Consider the following 23,277-nt stretch of genomic DNA (forward strand, 5'->3'; position numbering starts at 1 on the left):
ATGATTTCTGAGTGGGAAAAACATGAGTAAAGAATCAATCCATTCCTGGCCCGTCCGCTTCACCCATTGGTTCAACGCCGTCGGCATGACCTGCATGTTCATGAGCGGTTGGGCGATTTACAACGCCTCTCCGTTGTTCGCCTTCAAGTTTCCGGTGGCGTTGACGGTGGGCGGATGGCTTGGCGGCTCACTGGCCTGGCACTTTGCGTTTATGTGGCTGCTGTTCATCAACGGCCTTGTCTATGTGCTGTACGGCTTGATCAGCCGCCATTTCAAACGTGATTGGTTGCCGATCAGCCTCCCAGCGCTAAAACATGATTTGACCGATGCAGTGCGTTTTCGACTGGTGCACGAGAAGGGCGTTTACAACGCGGTGCAGCGCTTGATGTATTGGATGGTGCTGGCGGCAGGTGTACTGGTCGTCGTCTCGGGGCTGGCGATCTGGAAGCCCATCCAACTGCAAGAACTGGTCGCGCTCCTGGGCGGTTACGACATTGCCCGGTACGTGCATTTCGCGGCGATGGCGGTGATTGGCGCGTTCGTGATTGTGCATCTGACTTTGGTGATGCTGGTGCCGAAAACCTTGCTGCCCATGATCACCGGTGGCGTACGGCCCATTGAAAGCGGAAAAACCGACCATGATTGAGCCCGAAAAGCGCGCGATTCAGCGCATCAAGCTTGAGCCCGCACAGCAGCTTCAGCTGGAAAATATCCAGCGCCGGAACTTTCTCCGGGGTGGCTTGACCGTCGGTGCGATGGCGATGTTGAGCGGTTGTAACCTGCAGGACGGCGATCAGGTCGATAAGGTGCTGTGGGCTATGTCGCGCTGGAACGACCGGGTTCAGGCCTGGCTGTTCAGCGGGCAGAAACTGGCGCCGACCTTCACCAAGGCGCAAATGACCACGCCATTTCCATTCAATGCATTCTACGGTCAGGACGATATCCCGGAAGTGGACCTGCCCGATTATTCGCTGGCCGTCTCCGGACGAGTACGGGACAAGGCGCCGTGGACCCTCGAAGGTTTGCGTAAATTGCCGCAGCGCACTGACATTACGCGTCTGATCTGTGTTGAGGGCTGGAGCGCCATCGGGCAGTGGGGTGGCGTGCCGCTGAAAACCTTCCTGGAACACATTGGGGCCGACACCACGGCTAAATTTGTCGGCTTCAAGTGTGCTGACCGTTATTACTCCAGCCTGGACATGCCGACGGCATTGCATCCGCAAACGCTTCTGGCACTGGATTACGGCGAAATCGCGTTGCCGCCGGAGTATGGCTATCCACTCCGGGTTCGAGTGCCGACCAAGCTGGGCTTCAAAAATCCCAAGCATATCGTTGAGATTTTCGTCAGTAATGATAATCCAGGCGGGTATTGGGAAGATCAGGGCTATAACTGGTTTAGCGGGATCTGATGAAGCAAACGTGTGAACAACTGGAAAAGGTTACAGTCGATACCCTCGGTCACGCCGGCAGACCAAGCGATTCCCGATACTGCGCTTCATCGACCTCGCTCAGCGTCGCATAACCGTCGTAATGGTAGACCCGATGCCTGTCACGGGCGTAGCGCTCATTCAGAAATTCGAGGGTGGCCAGGTCGATACGCTTGGCGCTCAACGGGCGTCGGTGACAGAACAACTTGCGCGTGCCCAGTTGCAGGAAGTCGGGATGGGGCACGCGGACCTCGTCGGGGTCGAACGCCACGTCCAGCGGCTTGCCTTCCGAGAAGATCAGCGTAGGGCTTACGGCGTAAGTGCCGAGAATGCGGGTATCCGACGGATGTAGACGTTTTTTCGCCTCGCCGTAGTAATACACCGTGTCCTGATCTTTCGCCCAGCCATGCCCGAAGGACTCGAAAGAGGCCGTTTGTGCCTTACGAATCGGTTCCGGGGGATGGTAAAAAACCCGGTGGCAGAACACCGTCTTGCCGTCGGTCAGGTAGGGTGGGCCGAGTGAGCGAAAATGTTCCGCCGATTCCGTGGAAAAACGTTCGGGGACTTCCGTGTCGGCGTTATGGAATGGGATCAGATACAAGCCGTTGGCATCGCCGCACAGATGCGTGTCCAGCAATTTGAAACTCGCTGCGTCCAGCCCGTTGATCACGCGTCCATGGAAATACACCTGGTCGCCCAGTTCGAAACCGAGACCGATGGCCTGTAGCGCCAGCGTTTCCGTGTGCGCTTGCGCGGCTTCAGGCCGTGCCTGCAAACGGTGCCACCAATAACCTTCCAACTGCGGATGGGCTTCGAAGTAAGGCGCCCACGCCTCTTGCATGGCCGCATCGATGATGCCGCCAGAGCCCAGCGGGCCGTGCTTGTCACCTGCCAGCACGGGCGAGTAATCCTGGTCATGGTGAAAGAGCTGGGTCACGACGAAGCTTTCCACGTCGACATCGAGGCGTTTCCGGCCTCGATAGACGTGTTGGTGATCACGGTAATAATCGAACCCCAAGTGACGAAAGCTCGGGCCATGGGCATCGCGCAGGCGGGTCCCGGCGGCATAGACATACTGGTCGTCCACGGCAAAATACTCATCCTCGTATTCGCTGGCGCTGACCACGCGACCGCATTCATCGAACGCCGGCTGCCAGCACTGCAGCAGGTGGAACTCGCCCGCGTAGCGAATGGTTTTTCCAGTCAGGTAATAGGCGCGTTGCTTGTCCTTGGCGTAGCGTTCGTTAAGCACGGTGAAGGTCGCCAGGTCGGCATTGTCGATGCGGTAGAAGTACTCGTATGAAACGCTCGAGCCTTGCTGCGCTTGCACGATGATCGACTGCCCATCGGTTCCCCAGCGTTGGGCGAGCATCCGGAAGTTGTCCGGGTTGGCGACCGGCAGCGGCGTGCCGTCCTCCTGGTGCAGGGGCTTGAAGCCCCTATAGACTTGATCGTCGATCACTCGATAGGACGGGTGGTTGCAATAGCGCACCCGCGCCGTGGCGCTGGCGATAATGTGCCCCTTCAAAAAGAGATGCGCACCGTCGCAGAACAGGGCGGACGCTGAAGTGACCGAGGCTGGGGACGATGCCAACAGGGCCAGCCTGTTAGGTTGTGCCTCGTGGATTTGGGTGATCGCGTACTCGCCGAACCAATAGGCGCCGGTTGCGTCACGCCAGTACTGGTGGCCGAGGCTTTCCAGGCCCTTGTCGAACCGAAACGGCAGGGGCTGAAGTGTGTGGTAGCCGTGGCGCTCCCGGTAGGCCGGAAGCAGGTAGTAATCACGCAGGGGGCCGCGCAAGATCCAAGGGTTGCGTCGATGCCGCCAAACCGGCTGACCGGCCAGCAAGGGCGAGGGCGGATAGTGCCCCGCGCTGGCACATTGTGCCAACTCGCTGGGTCGTGTGCCTTGAAGGTTGAGCATGATGTACACATCAGGCACTTGCCCATCGCCCAGCAGCACACCGTCCATGAATGCGAAGCCTCGATGCCATTCAAGGTTCAGCGGTTCCCAGTCAGCAATAGCAGTCTCTATGTCTGTCATGTCATTGCGATCTGCACGTTTCATGGTTGGCCAAAGACGACAAGTTTTGCAGCGAACTCGACATTGGCGAGGCAGGCGCAAGGGTGTTAACTTCGGCAAATTTTGTCAAAGCAGGCAAAGGCATGAGTACTCTGAAAATCTCCCTGCCGGACGCTCTCAAATCCTACGTGGATGATCAAGTCAGCGAGCGAGGTTACGGTACCCGTAGTGAATATGTACGAGAACTGATTCGCAAAGATCAGAATCGGCATCATTTGCGTGGTTTGGTATCAGCCGGGGGGGAGTCGGCTCCTACTGTTCCAGTGGGTGGCGACAACTTTGAATCCCTACAGGCCAAAGTAAAGGTGAGGATGAGGTCCGCGAATTTACGGAGTCAACCCCACTGAGCCTGTAGCGGCCGTGTAGGAGCTGACGAGTGCAACGAGGCTGCGATCTTTCTCCAGACTCTTGAATCCCAAGCGAAAGATCAAAAGATCGCAGGCTTCGCCAGCTCCTACAGAGCCAAGCCACTGGTCGTCGCTGCCACGCTCAAAAAATGAACTTGAACAGCGCAATCACAACGATCAGGCCAATCAGGAAAATGATACCTACGGTACCGCCAAGGAATTTCAACATAAGAACGCTCTCATCGGATGGGCTTAATCGTCTAGACCGCCACCGATAGCGCTCGTTTCGTCGAATATTCATGCGTGATGATCAATGGACCGCAAAGGACCTTGGCACTGGCACATGTTCGAATTTTGAAATGGTCTTGATCCAGTAGCGGCGGTAGTCCGTCTGGTCCGGTGCCAGCGGCTTGTGGCCGGACCATGGGTGTTTCTCCTTCAGGCTGGCGCGGTACGCTTCCCATTCTTTCTGCTCGGCCACTTCCCGGGCTTTGCTCCGGTCGTCGAACCAGCCCAGTACGTAAGCCTCGCCCTGGTCCGTGCCGTGCGCTATCAGCAAATAAATCTCTGTCATGACTGACCTACCGTTCTGTCCTGCGCCCCAAGTGGCGGGGTCTTATCCTGGGTATCGGCCGTTATTGGCCGTTTTTGAGATAGATCGCAGAAAAACGCTGAGCCCAGAGGTGCGCTTGACGAAATTGATGAACCGTCGAGCCGTCGCTTTGCGTAACTGAGGCTGGGAAGCTATGCAGTGAGTCTGTTCGGATGGATCAGTCGCTCACGACGAGGCACTGGGGTGAATGCCAACGGCGCGCCAGGCGGCTTCGGCCAACTGCTGCCGGTAGCCTTCAGGGCTGCGTTTGACGCGGGCAGAGAGCCAGGCGCGGCAGTAGCTCTCCGCCGAACCGATGATCAGTGACGGGATCAGCTCGAAAGGCAGGTCCTGCAAATCCTGCCGGTGGGCCGGGTCGCTGAACCATTTCTTGAGCTCGGCGTTCCTGGCCAGATTCGCCTCGGCGAGCCGTTTGTTGAAGCGGCTGCGCGCGACGGCAAAGCGCGCCTGGTATTGGAACCGCGCCCAATCGGGTTGGCTGACCACCCAATCCACGTAGCTGAACACCAGGGCATGCACCCACTCCTGGGTCGAGGTGACAGCGCCAAGGTAGCTGTCCCTGAGCCGCGCCTGATCGTCCAGGGCGGTCATGTACAACGCCGCGACCAAGCCTTCCTTGTTTTCGAAATGGTGATAAATGGCCCCCACACTCATCTGGCTTTCGGCACGGATGATATCGATGGTGGTCGCTTCTATGCCCTGTTGGTTGAACAGCGCCAGGGCACATCGAAGGATGTGCCGCTTGGACTCGGCACGACGCCCTGGGTAGCAGCGCTCGAGGAGATCGACAGGTTCCATTTTTCGGCCCAGGCAAAAAGTGGCCATGGTAATTGAAACGAAGGCCCGGCACGAGCGATTGACAGGGACGGCATCTACAGAATACTGTTCTGTAACAGAACAATATTCTGTAAAAGAGTAATGTTCTGTTCATGTCTCCAGCCCACCTGACCAGGGATACCCCATGAGCCAGACTCTCAGCATGTACCAAAGCGTTGGTCCGTCCGCTTTCAGCAGTATGGCCTGCCAGATGGCACCGTACTTCGCCACCATCAACCCGGAAATTTCGCTGTTGACCCCCGGCCGCAGCGAGGTGAAGGTGCCCTTCCGCAAGGAAATCACCAATCACTTGGCCTCCGTTCACGCGATCGCGTTGTGCAACGCGGCGGAACTGGCGGGCGGCATGATGACCGAGGTGTCCATCCCTGGCGGGGCTCGTTGGATCCCCAAAGGCATGACCGTCGAATACCTGGCCAAGGCCAAGACGTCCATCCACGCCATTGCCGACGGCAGCGACATCGACTGGCAGACCTCGGGGGACAAGGTTGTCCCGGTCGAGATCTTCGACGAGGGTGGCGTGAAAGTCTTCACGGCGCGCATCACCATGAATGTGAAAGTCGGCTAGGTCGCCTGGCCCATCAGGCGACGACCGTTTGCGCCAGCGGCGTCATCAACCACTGGCGCAAGCGGCTGGTGCCTGAGGCAAGGCTAAAGATCAAGGACCAAGTCTGAGGTGGGTTTGCTGCAGCACAGCAAGCGCAGGCCTTTGTCGATTTCCCGTTGCCTGATACCGCCGTTGTGATGCATGTCCACCGTGCCCTGGAGCAGGGCCGTCTTGCAGGTGCCACAAATACCCTGGCTGCAGGAGGAGGGCACGATCGCGCCGGCTTTCCTGGCGGCAGACAGCACGGTCTGATTGTCCGGCATGCTGAACGTCTTGCCTGACCGCGACAGGGTCACGGTGAAGACGTCCGGTTGATTGAGCGAAGCCGCTTGCTCGATCAACGGTTCTTCATTCAGTGCGGCGATGTCAAAGCTTTCCTGGTGGTAGTGGACGAAATCGAATGCCGCTTCCCTGAGCAGCGACTTGACCGCTTCCATGTAACCCTGGGGACCGCAGGTGAAGATTTCCCGTTCCTTGTAGTCCGGCACGTGCTGGCTCAACAACGACAAGTCGAGCCGGCCTATCGGTTGCTGCCATTGAGCGGTGTCGCCGAGACCTTCGCAAACACTGATGACCCGCAACCCCGGCATGGCGGCCTGCATGCGCGTCAGTTCCCCATGGAAGATGATGTCGGCGGGCGTGCGGGCGCTGTGGACGAACACGATGTCGAGGTTGCCGGCCATGTCGCAGGCGGCCCGGGTCATCGACATCAGCGGCGTTACGCCGGAACCGGCGGACAGGTACAGCAACTTGGTCGCCGGATGGCCGACTGGTGTGAAGCTGCCCGCCGGGCCGCAGGCCTTCAGGTTGTCGCCGGGCTTGAGGTGGTCGTGCAGCCAGTTCGACACCGCGCCCCCCGGTACGCGCTTGACGGTAATGGAAAAGGCAAACGGCCGGGTCGGGGCGGACGACAGGGTGTAGCAGCGGGCAATGGTCTGCCCGCCAATCACCGGCGAGATCGTGATGAATTGGCCGGGCTCGAAGCTCAGGGCGCTGAAGTCCGCACAGCGAAAAATGAAGCTTTTGACGTCATGGGTTTCCTGGCGCACAGCGCAGCATTGCAGGGTTTTCTGTTCGCCGCTGTGCCATTGCGCGCCGAACGTGCTCCAGGTGGCAGGGTCGGTAAAGCGCTGGACCACGCTGGCATGTCCAGGGCGCGTCGGGTTTTCGTAAGTCGTCATGATCATTGCTCACACGCCATGGGCGGCCAGGCGCGCCGCGTACCAGCGAGAGAACTGGTCGACATAGGTTTCGGTGAAGGCCGAGAACGGCCCGGGCGTGTAGGCAGGATCCTGGGTACCGCTGTGGGTGATGCCGACGAGGCTGGCGTCCTGCAGGTTGGTCGCGACCCAGACTTCGGTCAGCTTATCCACTTGGTAATCGACGCCTTCGACGGCATCGGCATGGACCAGCCATTTGGTGCGCACCAGGGTCTTATCGGGCGCCAGAGGGATGATGTAGGAGACTACGGCATGGTCGCTCATGATGTGGGTCCACGAGTTGTGTGTCCAAAAATGCACGTCGCCCAAGTCGCGGCGCGTGAGCTCGCCAAACAGCCGGGTGCACGCTACGCGGGTGTCCAGGGTCTGGGATTCGCCGTTGCCGGCAATGGCCAGTCGCTGCGAGCGGAACTGGGTCACGGCGTCTTCGCCCAGGTGTTCGACGGCATCGCAGATATAACCTTCGCGCTCCCAGTTGGCCTTGGTCTCGGCATTGCGGCGGTGATACTCCGCCAGCGCCTGGAGTGAATCTTCCCCCAGCCCGTCGGTGCAGAAACCGAAATCTTCGGGCAGGAAAGAGGCGGTCAATTCCGGGTGGGTGGCGGCGCAGTGATAACACTCGCGATTGTTCTCGATCACCAGTTTCCAATTGCCGTTCTCGATGATTTCCGATTCGTAGGCGATCTTGGAATGGGTGAGGTCATATTGGGCGAAACGCGGTGTCATGACCTGGTCAAGGTACAGGATGTCTTCGGGCGGTTCGTCGCCCAGGCAGACGAAGACATGGGTGCCGACCACCCGAGTGTGCACCGGGATCAGGCTTTTACAGCGTGGGTCGAAGTCCTGGCCCATGTGCGCGGCATGTTTCAGGCTACCGTCCAGGTCGTAGGTCCACTGGTGATAGGGGCAGACCAGCATGCCCACTGTTGACTTGCCAGCCTGTTTCAAGCGCGCCCCGCGGTGCCGGCAAACGTTGCGAAACGCCTGCACATGTTCATCATCGTCGCGTACCAGGAGGATGGAGGATTTGCCGATATCGAGGGTGGAAACATCACCGGGTTCGGGGACGTCGCTGGTGACCCCCACCAGAATCCAATGCTGGGTGAAAAAGATATCGACGTCGGTTTCAAAAATATCCTGGCGACCGAACAAACCGCCAGGCATACCATGGCCCGGCGTGCGGTCGGTCAGAAGTTCGCGGTGGGTCTTCACGGTATTAATTGTCATTGTGGGTCTCGCTCAAACGCAAAGTTGATCAGGCGGCGAGTACAGTTTGGAAAGGTGGGATAAGACCGTCAACGCGCTTTATTTTCACGCTCGCATAACTTTGCGTTATGCGTAAAAGTGGTCTTTAACCTCTATTTAATCAATGGTTTAGAAGGCTGTCATCGCGCAGCCAGTCGATCAGTGCCTGGGTGATGGACTCAGGTTTCCGACCGGCCGGAATAACCAGGTAGTAAGCGTCTTTTGGCTTGACCACGTAGGGCGTGATTCTGATCAGTTCACCACTGTTGAGCCGGTGCGCGATCAGCCGACTCCATCCCAGTGCAATGCCGTGGCCTTGGATAGCCGCCTCGATCGCATCGTTATAGGAACTGCAGCGAAATGAATAGTTGAGCTTGGGGCGCATATCGCCGAGTTCCCGGCACCACCGGTTCCAGGTCATCCAGCCTTCCAGGGTGGAATCCGAATCAATCAGCGCCGTGTCCAGGAAATCGGTAACGGATGAAGGGGCTGCGTTGGCGGCAAGCCAGGCCGGCGCGCAAACGGGAAACACTTCTTCATCGAACAGGAAAACCGAACTGCCATCCTCCCATTTGCCATTGCCGAAACGGATGGCCAGGTCGACGTCATCGCGGTATGAACTGGGCGAGACTTGTTGCGTCAGCAAGCGCAACTTCAACTTCGGTTGCAGGGTGCGCAGTGCAATCAACCGGGGGAGTATTCTCAAGTGAGAAAACGCTTCCGTGCAGGCGATGGTGATCTCCTGCTCACCAATGCCCTCGGCAATTTTGTCGAAGACACTGGCCATGCGCTGAATGGACTCGGCGACGACCAGGTGCAGGACATAGCCTTCGTGCGTCAGTTTGATCGACCGATGAAGGCGGTGGAACAGCTTGGTCTCCAGGGTATCTTCCAACAACCGGATCTGTTTGCTGACGGCGGCCTGCGTCACGCCCAGCTCTTGGGCGGCCAGGGTGAAACTGGCCAGCCGCGCCACGGCTTCGAATTCCAGCAACGCCGTCATCGATGGTATCAACCGCCGATAGCCCTTGACCTTTTTATCGATATCGCTGGGTTGCATAGGTGTGTTCCAACGCCGTGCCTGGTGACTCAAGCCACCGAAGATTCTCTTGCAGGTTCAGCAAGCACAGGGTGTGACAGGTTGTGCCCCAACAGTGCTCGATACAGTTCACCGTCGCCCAGAATGCCCAGGACGGTACCGGTCTCATCCCGCACGATCAATGGATGGCCCGTTTCGTAGCGAATCTGCAGGGCGTCGCGCATGGTGGTGATCGGCGGCACGCAAGTCGGTTGTCGCGCCAAGGTGTCGATTCGCTCGGTCGGATTCCATGATTGGACGTGTGCGGTGGTGGCGCTTTTTCGAATGCTGGTCAGATGACGCTGCGGGTTCACCACCATCCACAGGTTTTGAGCCGTATCCAGGCAATATTCTTCGCAGGCCAGAACGCACTGGTCCAGTGGGGTCATCAAGCTTTTCGCGCACAGTACATTCAATGGGTTGGTGTGGGCGACGAAGTTGCGCACGTAGTCGTCGGCCGGGTTGAGTACGATCTCTTCCGGCTTGCTGTACTGGATGATCTTGCCGTCTTTCATGATGGCGATCCGCGTGCCCAGCTTCAGGGCTTCGTCCAGGTCATGGCTGACGAAGACGATGGTCTTGTGCAGCTTGCGCTGCAGATCGAGCAACTCATCCTGCAGGCCTTGGCGAATCAGCGGGTCGAGGGCCGAGAACGGTTCATCCATCAGCAGGATGTCGGCGTCCATCGCCAGAGCGCGGGCCAGGCCGACCCGTTGCTGCATGCCGCCGGACAGTTCGTCGGGCTTCTTGTTGCGCCACTGGGTCAGGCCCACCAGCTCGAGCTTCTCATCCACCAGCTTGCGACATTCCTTTTCCGACCGGCCCTGCATTTCCAGGCCGAAGCTGATGTTCTCGCGCACCGTCAGCCAAGGCATCAGGGCGAACTTCTGGAAGACCATGGCGATGCGCTGGGTGCGCATCATCTTCAGTTCGGCGGGGGAGCAGGAGGCGATGTCGATCTGCCGTCCTTCATGCTCGACGAACAACTTGCCGCGACTGACGGTGTTCAGCCCGTTGATGCAGCGCAGCAGGCTGGATTTGCCGGAGCCGGACAGGCCCATGAGCACGCAGATCTCACCTTTGTTGATCTCCAGGTTGGCTTTCTCCACACCGACGATCAAACCGGTTTTCTGAAGAATCTCCGGCCGCGAAAAGCCTTGGTCGAGCAGATCCAGGGCGGGCTTCGGACGGGCAGAGAAGATGACGTCGACGTCTTCAAAACGGATGATGCTCATACGTCACCTCTTTTCACGGTTTCCCGTTGTTTGCAGATTCGGTCGAGGATAATGGCCAGCAGCACGATCGCCAGGCCGGCTTCAAAACCCATGGCGATATCGGCGGTGTTCAGTGCGTTGACCACGGGTTTGCCCAGGCCATCGGCACCCACCAGCGCGGCGATCACCACCATCGACAACGACAGCATGATGCACTGGGTGATACCGGCCGCGATGCTTGGCATCGCATGGGGCAGTTCGATACGCGACAGGAGTTGGCGGCGGGAGCAGCCGAAGGCTTTGCCGGCGTCCATGAGTTCGTCCGGAACGTCGCGGATGCCCAGGTAGGTCAGGCGGATGGGCGCGGCAATCGCGAACACCACCGTGGAGATCAGGCCCGGGACCACACCCAGACCGAAAAGAGTCAGGGTAGGAATGAGGTAGACGAAGGTCGGTACGGTTTGCATCAGATCGAGTACCGGCCGCATCAGGGTATAGAACATCGGCTTGTGCGCGGCGACAATGCCCAGCGGTACGCCGATGATCACGCACACGAATGTGGCGAATGTCACCTGGGCCAGGGTCTCCATGGTTTCCTGCCAGTAGCCGAGGTTGAATATCAGCAGGAATGAAAAGGCGACGAAAAGTGTCAGGCTGACCTTGCGTTGGATGTAATAAGCCAAGAGTGCAAATATCGCGATCAAAGCCAGGGGGTTGAACCACAGAAGGGCGTGCGTCAACGCAGTGATGGTCCCGGACAACGCCAGGGATATAGCGTCGAATATGTCTGCGCCATGCTGCGTCAACCAATCGACATACCGGGCAATGATCTCGCCCAAGGGAAGTTTCTCTTGTGTAATCCACATATCACTAATCCGGCTGATGGAAGAAATGACTCGCGAACGCAACCACCCGGGCACAGGACTGTATGGCTGATCCATCGCACGGCGGGTTTGAAATCCTGATATCGCTGGGCGATGCATTACCTGGCGGTGGCTAGGTTCTGTCCTGGCTGGAGCATCGATGACCTCGCTTCAAATGGTTGATATCTGTGGGCCAAGCGTTCGGGCAGCACAGGGCGCCTGCGCGCTGAACTCGCGTTGGCAGTTATCTGAATTTGGGCAGTGGGTGACAGATGAAGGGGATGACGACGGCAGGCGTTCCAGCATTCTTTGGCCGGATGGCGAAGGTTTTTTCAGCGGCGTTCAGTAAAAAAATCATAATGGCGGCTCGTTGTTGTTGTTTTAGAGTCCTTGCCTTTTTGGAGATACAACCCGGCGCGCCTCACGGACATGTTGTTTCATGCCTGGGCCCGGCTTGTTTGATGGGCGCGGTGGTTGGATCTTCATGACGCTGGACTTTAAGTGCTCATGACGGTCAAGTCAACAAAATGTACTCGTGTGTACATTTAAAGGTCGTCAGAGTACATTTCTATCACGTATTTGAAGAAGGAGGCGCACGATGCCGCAGGTAGGGAAGGCCCGTAGTAAGGCCCAGGACGCAGGCTGGCGGGGCTCGCCGGAGGGCTGGCTGGAGGCGGCCTACGTGGCCCTGAAAGAGTCGGGTATCGATGCGGTCCGGGTCATGCCACTGGCCAAGCGCCTGGGTTTGTCGCGCACCAGCTTCTACTGGTTTTTCGAGGATCGTGAGCAACTGCTGGCTGCTTTGCTGTCGCGTTGGCGGGAGACCAACACGGGGGGGCTGATACGGCAAAGTGAAAGCTATGCCGAAAGCATTTCCGAGGCGATCCTGAATGTGTTCGAGTGCTGGCTCAACCCGCAATTGTTCGACTCGCAATTCGAGTTCGCCGTGCGCAGCTGGGCGCTTCAGTCTGCTGAGGTGGCCCAAGAGGTGGCTGTGGTGGACGAGCAGCGCATGAACGCCCTGGCGAACATGTTCAAGCGCTTTGGCTACGACAACCAAGGGGCTGATGCCCGGGCGCGAACGATCTATCTGACGCAGATCGGCTACATCACCATGAACACGACAGAGTTGATCACCGTGCGCTTCCAGCGCATCCCGCATTACGTGAGCATCTTCACCGGCAAGGTCCCCAAGCAGCGGGAGCTGGATCGTTTCTACGGGAAGTTCGGTTATGCCGAAAAAGAGCCCGGGGTCTTTGTGCCCCTGACCGACACGTTCGAAGGTCACGGCGATGATCAATGAGGCCGTTGGCATCATTGGCGGCACCGGTTGGTTGGGCGGCGCGATTGCCAAGGCAGTCCTGGCGAAGGGGCTGGTGCCAGCGGGCAACCTGATCATTTCCAATCGCTCGGGCAACCACCCGCTGGCTCAACAAGGTGCTTGCCTGATCACGGACAACCAGGACCTGGTGGATCGCAGCGACCTGGTGATCATCGCCGTCCGCCCCGAGCATTTCCCCAGCCTGGGCATCAATGCGACGGGTAAAACGGTGATCTCCCTGATGGCCGGGATCACGGCGCAGGCGATTGTCGCGCAGACCTCGACTTCAGCGGTCGTGCGGGCGATGCCCAACGCGGCGGTGGAAATCGGGCAGTCCTTTACGCCTTGGTATGGTTTTGGCGCGATAGCGCCGACGATGAAAAGCCTCGTGCAGCAGCTGTTCGAATGTGTGGGCACTGCGGCTGAGGTCGAAAAAGAAGATTTCATTGATTACCTCTCCGCGCTCTCGGGCACTGGCCCGGCCTTTCCGGCCTTGTTGATGACGGCGCTGGCCCACCAGGCGATGCTGGCCGGCATACCTGGCGACATCGCACAGTTGGCCGCGAAAAGTGTCGTGGTCAACAGCAGCCAGTTGCTGGCGAGCCACGACGCCCAGCAGATGATCGACGCCTTGGTGGCTTACCGGGGGGTCACGGCCGCCGCCTTGCAGGTGATGAGCCGGGGGGATTTCGAAGAACAGGTGGGAAGGGCGCTGCAGGCAGGTGCTGCGGTTGCGCGCAAGGGGCTTGAGGCCTGATAAAAAGGCCGGGGTACGAAAACGGCGCCTTCCACTCTTGGGAGAAGCGCCGTTTTTCCTTGAGCGAGCCCTATGGCGGTTCAAGGGGCGGGTTTACCGTTACTTGCTGGGATGGGCCGCCTGAAGTTTCTTGGCTTCATCCAGGTGGTGTTGCAGGTCCGGCAGCATCTTCTGGGCGAACGCCTTGAGTTCGGTGTTGCCAGCTTTCTTGTCGTCGGTAACGGTCTCGGCTTCTTTCTTGAACAGGGCGATGGTTTCTTCGTGGGCCTTGACCTGGTTGTTGGCGAAGGCCGCATCAAAGGACTCATCGCGCACCTCGAGAATCTTCGCCTTGGCTTTCTTCATCAACGTGGTGTCGTCGGGCACTTCGATGTCATGTTTTTTCGCCAGCGCCTTCAGCTCTTCGTTGGCCTTGGTGTGGTCGGTGATCATCTTGTTGGCGAACGCCTTGATGTCTGCCGATTGGCTTTTTTCCAAGGCCAGTTTGCTGGTTTCGATTTCCGCGATACCACCGACCGCCGCGTCATCGACGAAGTCGTTGGAAGTCGCGGCCCAGGCCATGCCCATGCTAGTGCTCAGAGCAACTGCCAGGCCGAGTTGACGCAGGATAAATTTGTCCATGAGTAAGTCTCCATACAGGTTGAACGAGCGATTCTTGTCGTCTCTGATCAATGGAGGGTTGTGCCCAGGTAAAGGTTTGATTGCCAAGCGATCCGGTACGACGAACGGTCACCGCTGGTCGGATTGGCGGTCGACAGAACCCCGTTCAAGAGGCCATCCTGATAATCGACGGGCGTTGAAAGGACGCCTGCCACCGATCCATCAAAGGAGGTGTTCCATGCCGGTGTCTCACGATTTGTGCAAGGATCTCAACTACACAAAAGATCAAATCCAGCAAAAACGCAGCGAGAATCCAAGGCTCGACTCGTTACTTCAAAAATACTCCCAACTTGATGCCGAGGTGGTCGAGGCCGAGAAGCCGTCCTCCGCCGCTCTGCCCGCTGACGTCTTGGAGACGCTCAAGAAGAAGCGATTGCTGATCAAGGACGAGATCGTGGATCACATGCAGAGCGAGCCATAGAACCCGATCCTTCGTATCGCGAAGGGCTTTTGTGGCCAGGATTGCTCCCGCTGGGCTGCGACTGTAGGAGCTGCCGAGTACAACGAGGCTGCGATCTTTCCACCGGCGATTGAGTCGCAAGAGAAAGATCGCCTGCTTCGCCAGCGCCCGAAAAGCGGGAGCAATCCCCGGCCCTGTCAGGTCCTCACCCCAGGCAAGTCTCGCTTGCGCAGCTGTCAGGTCAATGGATCCCAGCGCTGCGACCAATCGCTGCCGGTCTTGACGATTTCTCGCAGCACGTCGAATGCCTGCTGCAACGCCGCTGAGTCCCGATCACGGGAATAGACCAGGTAGGTCGGGTAATTGAACTCCGGTGCCTTGGGCACCCGTTCCAGGATTCCACTGTCCAGGTAGCTCTGCACCACCCGCGTGCGGAAGTAGCCGCTGCCGCCGTTTTCCAGGATGTATTGCAGGGCCAGGGGACCGAGGTTGAAGGTCACGGCGGCCTTGGCCTTGTCTGGCAGCGCGGTGTCGTGTTGGCGCCGGAAGTCCGCGCTCCAGTCTATATACACGTAGGGTTCGGGACGGGCGGCCAGGCGCACCAGGATGAGTTTTTCTTCCAGCAGTTGTTCTACCTGCAGGCGTGGCCAATATTCGGGTTGATAGACCACCGCCGCATCCAGCAGGCCCAGTTCCAACTGTTGCAGCAGCTTCTCGCCGTCGCGGATGTCCATGCGCAGGGCGTGACCGGGGATCTTCTGGCGCAGTGCTCCGGCCCAGGCGAGCATCAAGGGGTTGCACAGGCTGACCTCGCCTCCCAGGTGCAGGACGTTGCGATAGCCCTCGGGCAGCGGCAGGTCCCGGCGGGCCGCTTCCCAGGTTTGCACCAACTGGTTGGCGTAGACCACAAAGGCCTCGCCGTCGGCGGTCAAGCGCGCGCCGGCACGGTTGCGCACGAACAGCGCGCAGCCGAGCTGGCTTTCGAGCTTCTGGACCCTGGCGGTGATCGCCGTCTGGGTCACGTGCAGCTTTTCGGCTGCTGCCGCGAGGCTGCCGTGGCGGACGATTTCCAGGAAAGTGCGGGCGAGGTCGATGTCCATGTTCAGGCCGATGCGGGAGAGGCGGGCATTGTAAGAGCTGCCAAGCCTTCCCCGATACCGGGAATTACTGGACGGCTTGGGCCTGTCTTGTCCGCGCCCAGGGTGCAACCAGGCGTTCGGGCGTACCGCAGGCCTTGTGCTTGAGGACAAAACGACGGCACTTATCGGCGAAGCCGTGGCGATCCTCCACCATGTCGCGACGCATCTGAGCGAGTTCGTCATCGCGACACGCCTGGATCGCCGACAGGCTCCGTTCGGCCTTGCGCATCCGAATGCTTTCATAGGTCGGATCGAGCAGCGCGCGGTTGGCTCGCTGCAGCAGCCACAGGCCGAACTCGTCGGGGCAACGCGGGCCGATCTCCTGGACCATGCCGTAGCGCAACGCCTGCAACGCGCTGATGGGCAGGCAGTCCTGGGTGAGTTTCCAGGCCATGTCCGGACCGACCGCGCGGGGCAGGCTGTAGGTCCAGTATTCAGAGCCGTACAGACCCATGGTCGCGTAATGGGGGTTGAGAACGATGTCACGGCGCGCCAGCACGATATCGGCGGCCAGGGCCAGCATCACACCGCCGGCCCCGGCGTTCCCCGTCAGGCCGCTGACCACCAGTTGCCGGGCGCTGAACAACTCCAGGCAGACGTCGTCGATGGCTTGTATGTTGGCCCAGGCTTCCAGGCCCGGTTCGGCGGCGGCCTGAATCACGTTCAGGTGCACGCCGTTGGAAAAGCTGCCGCGCCCACCACGGATCAACAGCACCTGGGTGTCCCGGGACTTGGCCCAGCGCAATGCCGCCACCAGGCGCTGGCATTGCTCAGTGCTCATCGCCCCGTTATAGAACTCGAACGTCAGCTCCCCGACATGGCCACATTCCCGGTAACGAATGGGTTGATAGGGCTCGTCGCTGAACGGCTGCCGGGCCAGGGAACTGTCGAGCACCGGGATGCCTTCGAGGCGGTTCGACAGTACATGGCGCGCCGGGCGCTTGAAGGTCTGTTCGCCGGGTTGCGGTTTGCGGCGCAGTGCGCCGATCCACAGGCTGGCATCCCCCGTCGCCACCAGCACCGCATCGTCACGCACGGCCAACAGCTCGCCGGGCAGGCCGTGGCGGACGTCCGGATGGGCGTCGTACAGGTAAAACTGTTCGCCGGCCAGGCTTGCGAGCACACCGGGTTGACCGTCCGCGGCGTCGATGCAACGGTTGATGAAGCCGCTGCTGTCATGCCAGCTGAAGCTGCGATCGTCCTGGGTCATGTTCGGTTGCAGGCGCCCGATCACGTCATGGCGGCCATAGTCCAGTGGCACCGGGACGCAACCGCCCCGGTATTTTTCCACGACCTCGCGGATGCAACGAATGGCGGCGTCGCTGACCGGGCCGTTATACAGCTCGGATTTGCGCAGGCCTCTGGGCAGGTCGAATTCGCATGTGGCCCACACGGGCCCGGCATCCATTTCCTCCACCGCCTGCAATGCGGTGACCCCCCAGCGTTCGAGTTGCCGGGTGATCGCCCAGTCCAGGGCGCTGGCACCGCGATCGCCGACAATCCCGGGATGAATGATCACCACCGGGCGCCGTGGGTTGCGCCACAACTGCTCGGGTACGCGGTCCTTGAGAAATGGACAGATCACCAGGTCGGCGCCGCTTTCTTCGATTTGCCGGCAGACCGAGACCGCATCGGTGAACAGCACCACGCTGGGGCGATAACCGGCCTCGCGCAGATCCAGCCAGGCGCGTTGGGTCAAGCCGTTGAATGCGCTGGACAGCAGAACGATTTTCAGTGGGGGCATAAGTCTCTCTTCCTTGAGATGAGCAGGCACGGCTCCCGATGAGCCGTCCCTGGCCTTGATGGAAGCGCCACGTTAGCGGTTGAAGGACGAGCGGGAACTGACAGGGGTCAAGGTTGTGTGCGGTGGGAAATCAAGGAGGGGGAAAAACACGAATCCCGCCACGGGGGCGGGATTCGTTTGCAATCGAGAGGCTCGCGAGGAGGCGAACTCAATCTCAGGCCGGGAACAGCTCGGACAGCTTCATCGACAGCATCATGTCGCCTTCAACGCGCAGCTTGCCGCCCATGAACGCCTGCATGCCATCGGTTTCGCCGCTGACGATGCCCTTGAGGGTTTCGCTGTCCATGATCAGCGTGCAGTTGGCGTCGGGATTCTCACCTTCCTGCAGTTCGCAGGTGCCGTCCTTGACGATCAGGGCGTATTGCTTGTCTTCATCGGTGATGTTGAAACCGAATACCAGGTCCAGGCCGGCAGCGGCGGCTGGGTTGAACTTGGCTTTCATGGCTTGTACGGCGTCGGCTACGGAGGTCATGGTTTCGATCCTTATTTGGGTGGTACAGCAAGGGTCTACAGTAATCCGGACTCAGCGAAAGGTGATGAGGTCCGGGGCCTTCAACAGCTGCAGGTGGGCATGGCTGTTGAAGGAAGCCAGGGCCACCTCGCGGCCCCTGAACTTCAGGTGGTTGAGCGAGGTGTTGACGATTTGCCAGTTCAGTTCGAAGGCCTGTCGGGCCGGTATCCGGGTGATCAGGTGGAGCAGGGCGGTGATGGTGCCGCCGGAGGTGAACACGGCGATCTTGTGGGTGTTGTCGGCTTGCTCCAGGATGCGTTGCAGGCCCGCCTGGACCCGCTCGACGAAACCCAGCCAGCTTTCGAGACCGGGCGGGTCATACTGGCCGCTCAGCCAGCGCTCGACGATCAGCACGAAGATACGCTGGAATTCGGCGCGGTTCTGCGCGGCGTTGCGCAGGATATGCAACGCCTCGGGTTCCTGGGGGAGCATGTCCGGCAACAGGGCGCGAATGACCGCGTCGGCATCGAACTCGTTGAACGCCGGATCGATTTCCAATTCGGGGACCGGCATGCCGGCGGCGGACATCTGACCCAGCGCACCGACGGCGGTATCCTGTTGGCGCCGCAGGTCGCCCGAGAGGCAGCGGTCGAATACGACACCGAGCTCGGCGAGGTGGCCGCCGAGCACTTGCGCCTGGCGTACGCCATTGGGCGAAAGGACATCGTAGTCGTCCGCACCAAAGGAGGCCTGGCCATGTCGAATCAGATAGATACTGCCCACGTCCGCGTCATCCCGGTACGTTGAAGGTTTGGCGAGGTTATGGGGATGGCGGTGAGCTGTCAATGAAAAAACATACGCTTGTTTGAAATGCCTGTTGCAGCCTTGTCCGGCCTGGCTCGCGTCAAGGTAACCATAGGTTTCTTGGCTGGTCGCGACGCAGGCGCATGGGTATGCTGGGACTGTCACGCGCCTGCGTTCAATGGCGCATCGCATTTAAGGAGTTGCTGTGGAGTTTTTCATCGAGTACGCCGGTTTCCTGGCCAAGACCGTGACGCTGGTGATCGCCATCCTGGTGGTGCTGGCCAGTTTTGCTGCGCTGCGCAGCAAGGGGCGGCGCAAGTCGACCGGCCAGTTGCAGGTGAGCAAACTCAACGATTTCTACAAGGGGTTGCGTGAGCGCCTCGAACAGACGTTGCTGGACAAGGATCAGCTCAAGGCCTTGCGCAAGGCCGAAGGCAAGGCAGAAAAGACCGGGAAGAAAAACAAGGACAAGCCGGCGGCCAAGCCCCGGGTGTTCGTGCTGGACTTCGACGGTGACATCAAGGCCTCGGCCACTGAGAGCCTGCGTCATGAAATCACCGCGCTGCTGACCCTGGCGACGCCGAAGGATGAAGTGGTGCTGCGCCTGGAAAGTGGCGGTGGCATGGTCCACAGCTATGGCCTGGCCTCGTCGCAGCTGGCGCGGATCCGTCAGGCCGGCGTGCCGCTGACCGTCTGCATCGACAAGGTGGCGGCCAGCGGCGGCTATATGATGGCGTGCATCGGCGAGAAGATCATCAGCGCTCCCTTCGCGATCCTGGGCTCCATCGGCGTCGTTGCGCAATTGCCCAACGTCAACCGTCTGCTGAAGAAACATGACATCGATTTCGAAGTGTTGACGGCCGGTGAGTACAAACGCACGTTGACGGTGTTCGGCGAAAATACCGAGAAAGGCCGGGAGAAGTTCCAGGAAGACCTTGACATCACCCATGAACTGTTCAAGAACTTCGTGTCCAACTATCGCCCGCAACTGGCCATCGATGAAGTGGCAACGGGTGAAGTCTGGCTGGGTGTCGCGGCACTGGGCAAGCATCTGGTGGACGAGCTGAAAACCAGTGACGAGTATCTGGCCGAACGGGCCAAGGGTGCCGAGTTGTACCACCTGCACTACGCCGAACGCAAAAGCCTGCAGGAACGCATTGGCATGGCGGCCAGCGGTTCGGTGGATCGCGTGTTGCTCAGTTGGTGGAGCCGCCTGACCCAGCAGCGGTTCTGGTAATCGCAAAAATAGTGCCTACCCCCCTGTGGGAGCGAGCTTGCTCGCGATAGCGGCGGTACATCCAACATGGATGCAAGCTGACCCAGCGTTATCGCGAGCAAGCTCGCTCCCACAGGGGGCTGAGGCGGGCTGAAGCTTCGGGTTCACAGTTATCTCTTTGTGGGAGAGAGGTGGAAAGGCCCCGAAAACAAAAAAGCCCTGAACCGGCGCACCCGGATCAGGGCTTTTTCATGGGGCTGTTTCAGCGACGACGGAACAGTGGCAGCGGCTCGTCAGTGGCAGCCTGGTAGGTCACCGAAAAGTCCTTGAGGCTTTCGAGGGCTTCGTAAGGATCTTTGTCGGCGCGCAAGGCAAAGGCGTCGAAACCGCAGCGGCGCATGTAGAACAACTGGTCGCGCAGCACGTCGCCAATGGCCCGCAACTCACCCTTGAAACCATAACGATCACGCAGCAGGCGGGCGTTGGAGTAGCTGCGCCCGTCGGTGAAGGCCGGGAAGTTCAGGGCGATGACTTGCAACTGGTTGGCGTCTTCGCCGATTTCTTCCGCTTCCTCGTCGGCGTCCAGCCACACACCCAGGCCGCCGTCGCGGGCCTTGAGGGCATGGGCATGATCGCGCCATAGCGCCAGTGGCACAATCAGGTCGTCGCAGTTGGAGATGCCATCGAGGGTCGCGTCCTTGGGCAACAGGTGCCAGGTTTCGTCGATGACCTCGTTGTTCTTAATGATTCGCTGCATAGACGCGTTCCTTGAAGAGGTCGATGCCAATACGTTGGTAAGTGTCGATGAAGCGCTCGTCCGCGGTACGTTGTTCGATGTACACGTCGATCAGCTTCTCGATCACGTCAGGCATGTCATCCTGGGCAAACGACGGGCCGAGGATCTTGCCCAGGCTGGCGTCGCGGCTGCCGCTGCCGCCCAGGGAGACCTGGTAGAACTCTTCGCCTTTCTTGTCCACGCCCAGGATGCCGATGTGGCCGACGTGGTGGTGACCACAGGCGTTCATGCAGCCAGAAATATTCAGGTCCAGCTCGCCGATGTCGAACAGGTAGTCCAGGTCATCGAAACGACGCTGGATCGATTCGGCGATAGGGATCGACTTGGCGTTGGCCAGGGAGCAGAAGTCGCCGCCCGGGCAGCAGATCATGTCGGTCAGCAGGCCGATGTTCGGGGTGGCGAAACCTTGTTCGCGCAACTCGCCCCACAGGGTGAACAATTGGCTCTGTTCAACGTCCGCCAGGATGATGTTCTGCTCGTGGGAGGTGCGCAGCTGGCCGAAGCTGTAGCGCTCGGCCAGGTCGGCCACGGCGTCCAGTTGCTTGTCGGTGATGTCGCCCGGTGCGACGCCGGTTGGCTTCAGGGACAGGGTCACCGCGACATAACCCGGCTTCTTGTGGGCCAGGGTGTTGCGGGTGCGCCAGCGGGCGAAGCCAGGATGTTCCTTGTCGAGGGCAGCCAGCTCGGCGTCCTGATTGCTCAGGGCCTTGTAGTCTGGATCGACGAAATGCTTGGCCACACGGTGGACTTCGGCTTCGGTCAGGGTGGTCTGGCCGCCGCGCAGGTGAGCCATCTCGGCTTCGACCTTCTCGGCGAACACTTCAGGCGTCAGGGCCTTGACCAGGATCTTGATCCGCGCCTTGTACTTGTTGTCACGACGACCGTAGCGGTTGTACACCCGCAGGATGGCGTCGAGGTAGCTCAGCAGGTCCTGCCATGGCAGGAACTCGTTGATGAACGCGCCGACCACCGGGGTACGTCCCAGGCCGCCGCCCACGAGCACACGGAAGCCCAGCTCGCCGGCTGCGTTGTAGACCGTCTCCAGGCCGATGTCGTGGACTTCGATGGCCGCACGGTCCGAACTCGAGCCGTTGATGGCGATCTTGAACTTGCGCGGCAGGTAGGCGAATTCCGGGTGGAACGTCGTCCACTGGCGAACGATTTCGCACCAGGGCCGCGGATCGATCAACTCGTCGGCCGCGACACCGGCGAACTGGTCGGTGGTGACGTTGCGCAGGCAGTTGCCGCTGGTCTGGATCGCGTGCATCTGCACGGTGGCCAGCTCGGCCAGGATCTCGGGCACATCTTCCAGGGCCGGCCAGTTGTACTGGACGTTCTGTCGGGTACTGATGTGGGCATAGCCCTTGTCATAGTCACGGGCAATTTGCGCCAGCTTGCGCACCTGGCGCGAAGTCAGCTGGCCATAAGGCACAGCCACGCGCAGCATCGGAGCGAAGCGCTGGATATACAGGCCATTCTGCAAGCGCAGAGGGCGGAATTCTTCTTCACTCAGCTCGCCTGCCAGATAGCGTCGGGTCTGATCACGGAACTGCTTGACGCGGTCCTCGATGATTCGCTGATCGTACTCGTCATATACGTACATATAAGTCTCGGTCTCAGGCTTGGGCCGATCAGAAACAGCTGCATGTTGGCTCGCTGGAATCGGGTTCTGCCTCGGCAATTCTGCGCGCACGGCCGCGCACTCCTAGAGGAGCCGGTGCAAGATACCTGTTTTGAGTTATGCGCAAAAGTGATGTTTGAGTATATGTAAAGAACCAAATCGACTAATGAGATTGATTATTGCCTAACCCACATTTGTCGTGCGGGCAATCATCGTCTTAACTGTGGTCGAGTCCCTATGCAATCACCTACAAAACCGACAAGAGGCGATGCAATGAGCAATCCGACCAAAGCAAGGAAAAGCGACAGTACCGTTGATGCCTGGGCCATTTTGTTCCTGATTATCCTGGTGGTGGGCACCGCGGTGTTCTGGGTCAGTCACCAGTAAACGGTTAATCCCTGGCGATGAAAAACCTGTGGGAGCGAGCTTGCTCGCGATAACGGTGTACCAGTCGACCTCAATCCGACTGAACCACCGCTATCTCGAGCAAGCTCGCTCCCACAAGGTCGTGTGTTGTGTTGGAGAGCGTTACAACCCCGCCAGGTGCACCACCAGCTTGACGATGCCAAACAGCGTCAAAGCGAAAATCACCGTGAACGTGATCCCCAGTATCACGAAGTGACTCGGCTTGCCGTGGGTGAAATCCCGGGCGCGGTTCTTGCCGCTCTGTACGCCGAAGGCGGCGGCCAGCACGCTGTGCATCATCTGCAACAGGGTCGGCGGCTTGTTGTCGACTGGATCGTCCATAAATCCCTCGTCTGATGTGTTTGGAACAAG

Annotated in this window: 26 protein-coding genes; 9 read left to right on the top strand and 17 right to left on the bottom strand. The window is 59.5% G+C overall.

The window, feature by feature from the left end; all coding sequences use genetic code 11:
• Window positions 1–22: 22 nt before the first annotated feature.
• Both AB7M32_RS15240 and AB7M32_RS15245 read left to right on the top strand, forming a co-directional pair.
• Entirely contained in the window at window positions 23–646 is a 624-nt protein-coding gene (locus AB7M32_RS15240; protein ID WP_454250391.1) for a cytochrome b/b6 domain-containing protein, read from the top strand.
• Window positions 639–1,409 (top strand): molybdopterin-dependent oxidoreductase, encoded by a 771-nt coding sequence (locus AB7M32_RS15245; RefSeq protein ID WP_454250392.1) that lies wholly within the window; start codon window positions 639–641, stop codon window positions 1,407–1,409. The genes AB7M32_RS15240 and AB7M32_RS15245 overlap by 8 nt, the downstream gene beginning before the upstream one ends.
• A 49-nt stretch (window positions 1,410–1,458) precedes the next feature.
• Here the strand turns inward: AB7M32_RS15245 and AB7M32_RS15250 are convergent, their stop codons facing one another.
• Window positions 1,459–3,471, bottom strand: coding sequence for a DKNYY domain-containing protein (locus tag AB7M32_RS15250; protein ID WP_454250393.1), 2,013 nt, complete (start codon window positions 3,469–3,471; stop codon window positions 1,459–1,461).
• A gap of 122 nt (window positions 3,472–3,593) precedes the next feature.
• Here AB7M32_RS15250 and AB7M32_RS15255 point away from each other — a divergent pair, with 122 nt between their 5' ends.
• Window positions 3,594–3,857 carry a ribbon-helix-helix domain-containing protein gene (locus AB7M32_RS15255; protein WP_454252143.1) on the top strand — a complete coding sequence of 88 codons (264 nt, stop codon included), beginning with the start codon at window positions 3,594–3,596 and terminating at the stop codon, window positions 3,855–3,857.
• A gap of 142 nt (window positions 3,858–3,999) precedes the next feature.
• Here the strand turns inward: AB7M32_RS15255 and AB7M32_RS15260 are convergent, their stop codons facing one another.
• The 3 genes from AB7M32_RS15260 to AB7M32_RS15270 all read right to left on the bottom strand — a co-directional run bounded on the left by AB7M32_RS15260 (window position 4,000) and on the right by AB7M32_RS15270 (window position 5,268).
• Window positions 4,000–4,158 (bottom strand): hypothetical protein, encoded by a 159-nt coding sequence (locus AB7M32_RS15260; protein WP_454250394.1) that lies wholly within the window; start codon window positions 4,156–4,158, stop codon window positions 4,000–4,002.
• A 9-nt stretch (window positions 4,159–4,167) separates the two neighbouring features.
• Window positions 4,168–4,431 (bottom strand): hypothetical protein, encoded by a 264-nt coding sequence (locus AB7M32_RS15265; protein ID WP_072339727.1) that lies wholly within the window; start codon window positions 4,429–4,431, stop codon window positions 4,168–4,170.
• A 204-nt stretch (window positions 4,432–4,635) separates the two neighbouring features.
• Window positions 4,636–5,268, bottom strand: a complete 633-nt coding sequence (locus tag AB7M32_RS15270; protein ID WP_454250395.1) for a TetR/AcrR family transcriptional regulator — start codon at window positions 5,266–5,268, stop codon at window positions 4,636–4,638.
• Between the two features lie 163 nt (window positions 5,269–5,431).
• Here AB7M32_RS15270 and AB7M32_RS15275 point away from each other — a divergent pair, with 163 nt between their 5' ends.
• Window positions 5,432–5,872, top strand: coding sequence for a hotdog fold domain-containing protein (locus AB7M32_RS15275; protein ID WP_454250396.1), 441 nt, complete (start codon window positions 5,432–5,434; stop codon window positions 5,870–5,872).
• An 83-nt stretch (window positions 5,873–5,955) separates the two neighbouring features.
• Here the strand turns inward: AB7M32_RS15275 and AB7M32_RS15280 are convergent, their stop codons facing one another.
• From AB7M32_RS15280 to choW, 5 genes are all read right to left on the bottom strand, one after another.
• On the bottom strand, window positions 5,956–7,092 hold the full coding sequence (locus AB7M32_RS15280; protein WP_454250397.1) for a 2Fe-2S iron-sulfur cluster-binding protein: 1,137 nt from the start codon (window positions 7,090–7,092) through the stop codon (window positions 5,956–5,958).
• Window positions 7,093–7,101: 9 nt separating this feature from the next.
• Window positions 7,102–8,358, bottom strand: coding sequence for an aromatic ring-hydroxylating oxygenase subunit alpha (locus tag AB7M32_RS15285; RefSeq protein ID WP_454250398.1), 1,257 nt, complete (start codon window positions 8,356–8,358; stop codon window positions 7,102–7,104).
• A gap of 139 nt (window positions 8,359–8,497) precedes the next feature.
• The gene (locus AB7M32_RS15290; protein WP_454250399.1) at window positions 8,498–9,436 is read right to left on the bottom strand and encodes a LysR substrate-binding domain-containing protein; all 939 of its coding nucleotides are present in this window, start codon (window positions 9,434–9,436) and stop codon (window positions 8,498–8,500) included.
• A gap of 29 nt (window positions 9,437–9,465) precedes the next feature.
• On the bottom strand, window positions 9,466–10,689 hold the full coding sequence (choV, locus tag AB7M32_RS15295) for a choline ABC transporter ATP-binding protein (RefSeq protein WP_454250400.1): 1,224 nt from the start codon (window positions 10,687–10,689) through the stop codon (window positions 9,466–9,468).
• On the bottom strand, window positions 10,686–11,534 hold the full coding sequence (gene choW, locus AB7M32_RS15300) for a choline ABC transporter permease subunit (RefSeq protein WP_454250401.1): 849 nt from the start codon (window positions 11,532–11,534) through the stop codon (window positions 10,686–10,688). The genes choV and choW overlap by 4 nt, the downstream gene beginning before the upstream one ends.
• Window positions 11,535–11,691: 157 nt before the next feature.
• Between choW and AB7M32_RS15305 the strand changes: the two genes are divergently transcribed.
• From AB7M32_RS15305 to AB7M32_RS15315, 3 genes are all read left to right on the top strand, one after another.
• Entirely contained in the window at window positions 11,692–11,880 is a 189-nt protein-coding gene (locus AB7M32_RS15305; protein ID WP_139271671.1) for a hypothetical protein, read from the top strand.
• 249 nt (window positions 11,881–12,129) lie between these two features.
• Window positions 12,130–12,834: a TetR/AcrR family transcriptional regulator gene (locus AB7M32_RS15310; RefSeq protein WP_072405192.1), complete on the top strand. Its 705-nt coding sequence runs from the start codon at window positions 12,130–12,132 to the stop codon at window positions 12,832–12,834.
• Complete coding sequence (locus tag AB7M32_RS15315; RefSeq protein ID WP_454250402.1) at window positions 12,824–13,609, top strand: pyrroline-5-carboxylate reductase family protein; 786 nt, start codon at window positions 12,824–12,826, stop codon at window positions 13,607–13,609. Before AB7M32_RS15310 ends, AB7M32_RS15315 begins: the two co-directional genes overlap by 11 nt.
• A 99-nt stretch (window positions 13,610–13,708) precedes the next feature.
• Here AB7M32_RS15315 and AB7M32_RS15320 read toward each other — a convergent pair whose 3' ends face one another.
• Window positions 13,709–14,230 (bottom strand): DUF4142 domain-containing protein, encoded by a 522-nt coding sequence (locus AB7M32_RS15320; protein WP_072405190.1) that lies wholly within the window; start codon window positions 14,228–14,230, stop codon window positions 13,709–13,711.
• Between the two features lie 217 nt (window positions 14,231–14,447).
• On the opposite strand from AB7M32_RS15320, the gene AB7M32_RS15325 reads away from it, so the two are divergent.
• Complete coding sequence (locus tag AB7M32_RS15325; protein WP_454250403.1) at window positions 14,448–14,690, top strand: YdcH family protein; 243 nt, start codon at window positions 14,448–14,450, stop codon at window positions 14,688–14,690.
• A gap of 215 nt (window positions 14,691–14,905) precedes the next feature.
• Here AB7M32_RS15325 and AB7M32_RS15330 read toward each other — a convergent pair whose 3' ends face one another.
• The 4 genes from AB7M32_RS15330 to AB7M32_RS15345 all read right to left on the bottom strand — a co-directional run bounded on the left by AB7M32_RS15330 (window position 14,906) and on the right by AB7M32_RS15345 (window position 18,846).
• Entirely contained in the window at window positions 14,906–15,769 is an 864-nt protein-coding gene (locus tag AB7M32_RS15330; RefSeq protein ID WP_454250404.1) for a LysR family transcriptional regulator, read from the bottom strand.
• 64 nt (window positions 15,770–15,833) lie between these two features.
• On the bottom strand, window positions 15,834–17,552 hold the full coding sequence (locus AB7M32_RS15335) for a hydrogenase maturation protein (protein ID WP_454250405.1): 1,719 nt from the start codon (window positions 17,550–17,552) through the stop codon (window positions 15,834–15,836).
• A gap of 214 nt (window positions 17,553–17,766) precedes the next feature.
• Complete coding sequence (locus AB7M32_RS15340; protein WP_454250406.1) at window positions 17,767–18,084, bottom strand: SCP2 sterol-binding domain-containing protein; 318 nt, start codon at window positions 18,082–18,084, stop codon at window positions 17,767–17,769.
• A 51-nt stretch (window positions 18,085–18,135) separates the two neighbouring features.
• The gene (locus AB7M32_RS15345; protein ID WP_158456672.1) at window positions 18,136–18,846 is read right to left on the bottom strand and encodes a histidine phosphatase family protein; all 711 of its coding nucleotides are present in this window, start codon (window positions 18,844–18,846) and stop codon (window positions 18,136–18,138) included.
• A gap of 226 nt (window positions 18,847–19,072) precedes the next feature.
• Between AB7M32_RS15345 and sohB the strand changes: the two genes are divergently transcribed.
• Window positions 19,073–20,104 (top strand): protease SohB, encoded by a 1,032-nt coding sequence (gene sohB, locus AB7M32_RS15350; protein WP_454250407.1) that lies wholly within the window; start codon window positions 19,073–19,075, stop codon window positions 20,102–20,104.
• A 241-nt stretch (window positions 20,105–20,345) separates the two neighbouring features.
• Here the strand turns inward: sohB and AB7M32_RS15355 are convergent, their stop codons facing one another.
• From AB7M32_RS15355 to AB7M32_RS15365, 3 genes are all read right to left on the bottom strand, one after another.
• Window positions 20,346–20,840 carry a DUF934 domain-containing protein gene (locus tag AB7M32_RS15355; RefSeq protein ID WP_058543993.1) on the bottom strand — a complete coding sequence of 165 codons (495 nt, stop codon included), beginning with the start codon at window positions 20,838–20,840 and terminating at the stop codon, window positions 20,346–20,348.
• Window positions 20,824–22,482, bottom strand: a complete 1,659-nt coding sequence (locus AB7M32_RS15360) for a nitrite/sulfite reductase (RefSeq protein WP_060738120.1) — start codon at window positions 22,480–22,482, stop codon at window positions 20,824–20,826. The genes AB7M32_RS15355 and AB7M32_RS15360 overlap by 17 nt, the downstream gene beginning before the upstream one ends.
• Before the next feature lie 546 nt (window positions 22,483–23,028).
• Complete coding sequence (locus tag AB7M32_RS15365; RefSeq protein ID WP_092255470.1) at window positions 23,029–23,247, bottom strand: DUF2970 domain-containing protein; 219 nt, start codon at window positions 23,245–23,247, stop codon at window positions 23,029–23,031.
• Window positions 23,248–23,277 lie beyond the last annotated feature (30 nt).

The sequence above is a fragment of the Pseudomonas sp. R151218B TE3479 genome, from assembly GCF_053629195.1.

Excerpts from the sequence above, each read along its gene's own strand:
- AB7M32_RS15240 (WP_454250391.1), top strand. The coding sequence starts at position 23 with ATGAGTAAAGAATCAATCCATTCCTGGCCCGTCCGCTTCACCCATTGG.
- AB7M32_RS15245 (WP_454250392.1), top strand. The coding sequence starts at position 639 with ATGATTGAGCCCGAAAAGCGCGCGATTCAGCGCATCAAGCTTGAGCCC.
- AB7M32_RS15250 (WP_454250393.1), bottom strand. The coding sequence starts at position 3,471 with ATGACAGACATAGAGACTGCTATTGCTGACTGGGAACCGCTGAACCTT.
- AB7M32_RS15255 (WP_454252143.1), top strand. The coding sequence starts at position 3,594 with ATGAGTACTCTGAAAATCTCCCTGCCGGACGCTCTCAAATCCTACGTG.
- AB7M32_RS15260 (WP_454250394.1), bottom strand. The coding sequence starts at position 4,158 with ATGAATATTCGACGAAACGAGCGCTATCGGTGGCGGTCTAGACGATTA.
- AB7M32_RS15265 (WP_072339727.1), bottom strand. The coding sequence starts at position 4,431 with ATGACAGAGATTTATTTGCTGATAGCGCACGGCACGGACCAGGGCGAG.
- AB7M32_RS15270 (WP_454250395.1), bottom strand. The coding sequence starts at position 5,268 with ATGGAACCTGTCGATCTCCTCGAGCGCTGCTACCCAGGGCGTCGTGCC.
- AB7M32_RS15275 (WP_454250396.1), top strand. The coding sequence starts at position 5,432 with ATGAGCCAGACTCTCAGCATGTACCAAAGCGTTGGTCCGTCCGCTTTC.
- AB7M32_RS15280 (WP_454250397.1), bottom strand. The coding sequence starts at position 7,092 with ATGACGACTTACGAAAACCCGACGCGCCCTGGACATGCCAGCGTGGTC.
- AB7M32_RS15285 (WP_454250398.1), bottom strand. The coding sequence starts at position 8,358 with ATGACAATTAATACCGTGAAGACCCACCGCGAACTTCTGACCGACCGC.
- AB7M32_RS15290 (WP_454250399.1), bottom strand. The coding sequence starts at position 9,436 with ATGCAACCCAGCGATATCGATAAAAAGGTCAAGGGCTATCGGCGGTTG.
- choV (WP_454250400.1), bottom strand. The coding sequence starts at position 10,689 with ATGAGCATCATCCGTTTTGAAGACGTCGACGTCATCTTCTCTGCCCGT.
- choW (WP_454250401.1), bottom strand. The coding sequence starts at position 11,534 with ATGTGGATTACACAAGAGAAACTTCCCTTGGGCGAGATCATTGCCCGG.
- AB7M32_RS15305 (WP_139271671.1), top strand. The coding sequence starts at position 11,692 with ATGACCTCGCTTCAAATGGTTGATATCTGTGGGCCAAGCGTTCGGGCA.
- AB7M32_RS15310 (WP_072405192.1), top strand. The coding sequence starts at position 12,130 with ATGCCGCAGGTAGGGAAGGCCCGTAGTAAGGCCCAGGACGCAGGCTGG.
- AB7M32_RS15315 (WP_454250402.1), top strand. The coding sequence starts at position 12,824 with ATGATCAATGAGGCCGTTGGCATCATTGGCGGCACCGGTTGGTTGGGC.
- AB7M32_RS15320 (WP_072405190.1), bottom strand. The coding sequence starts at position 14,230 with ATGGACAAATTTATCCTGCGTCAACTCGGCCTGGCAGTTGCTCTGAGC.
- AB7M32_RS15325 (WP_454250403.1), top strand. The coding sequence starts at position 14,448 with ATGCCGGTGTCTCACGATTTGTGCAAGGATCTCAACTACACAAAAGAT.
- AB7M32_RS15330 (WP_454250404.1), bottom strand. The coding sequence starts at position 15,769 with ATGGACATCGACCTCGCCCGCACTTTCCTGGAAATCGTCCGCCACGGC.
- AB7M32_RS15335 (WP_454250405.1), bottom strand. The coding sequence starts at position 17,552 with ATGCCCCCACTGAAAATCGTTCTGCTGTCCAGCGCATTCAACGGCTTG.
- AB7M32_RS15340 (WP_454250406.1), bottom strand. The coding sequence starts at position 18,084 with ATGACCTCCGTAGCCGACGCCGTACAAGCCATGAAAGCCAAGTTCAAC.
- AB7M32_RS15355 (WP_058543993.1), bottom strand. The coding sequence starts at position 20,840 with ATGCAGCGAATCATTAAGAACAACGAGGTCATCGACGAAACCTGGCAC.
- AB7M32_RS15360 (WP_060738120.1), bottom strand. The coding sequence starts at position 22,482 with ATGTACGTATATGACGAGTACGATCAGCGAATCATCGAGGACCGCGTC.
- AB7M32_RS15365 (WP_092255470.1), bottom strand. The coding sequence starts at position 23,247 with ATGGACGATCCAGTCGACAACAAGCCGCCGACCCTGTTGCAGATGATG.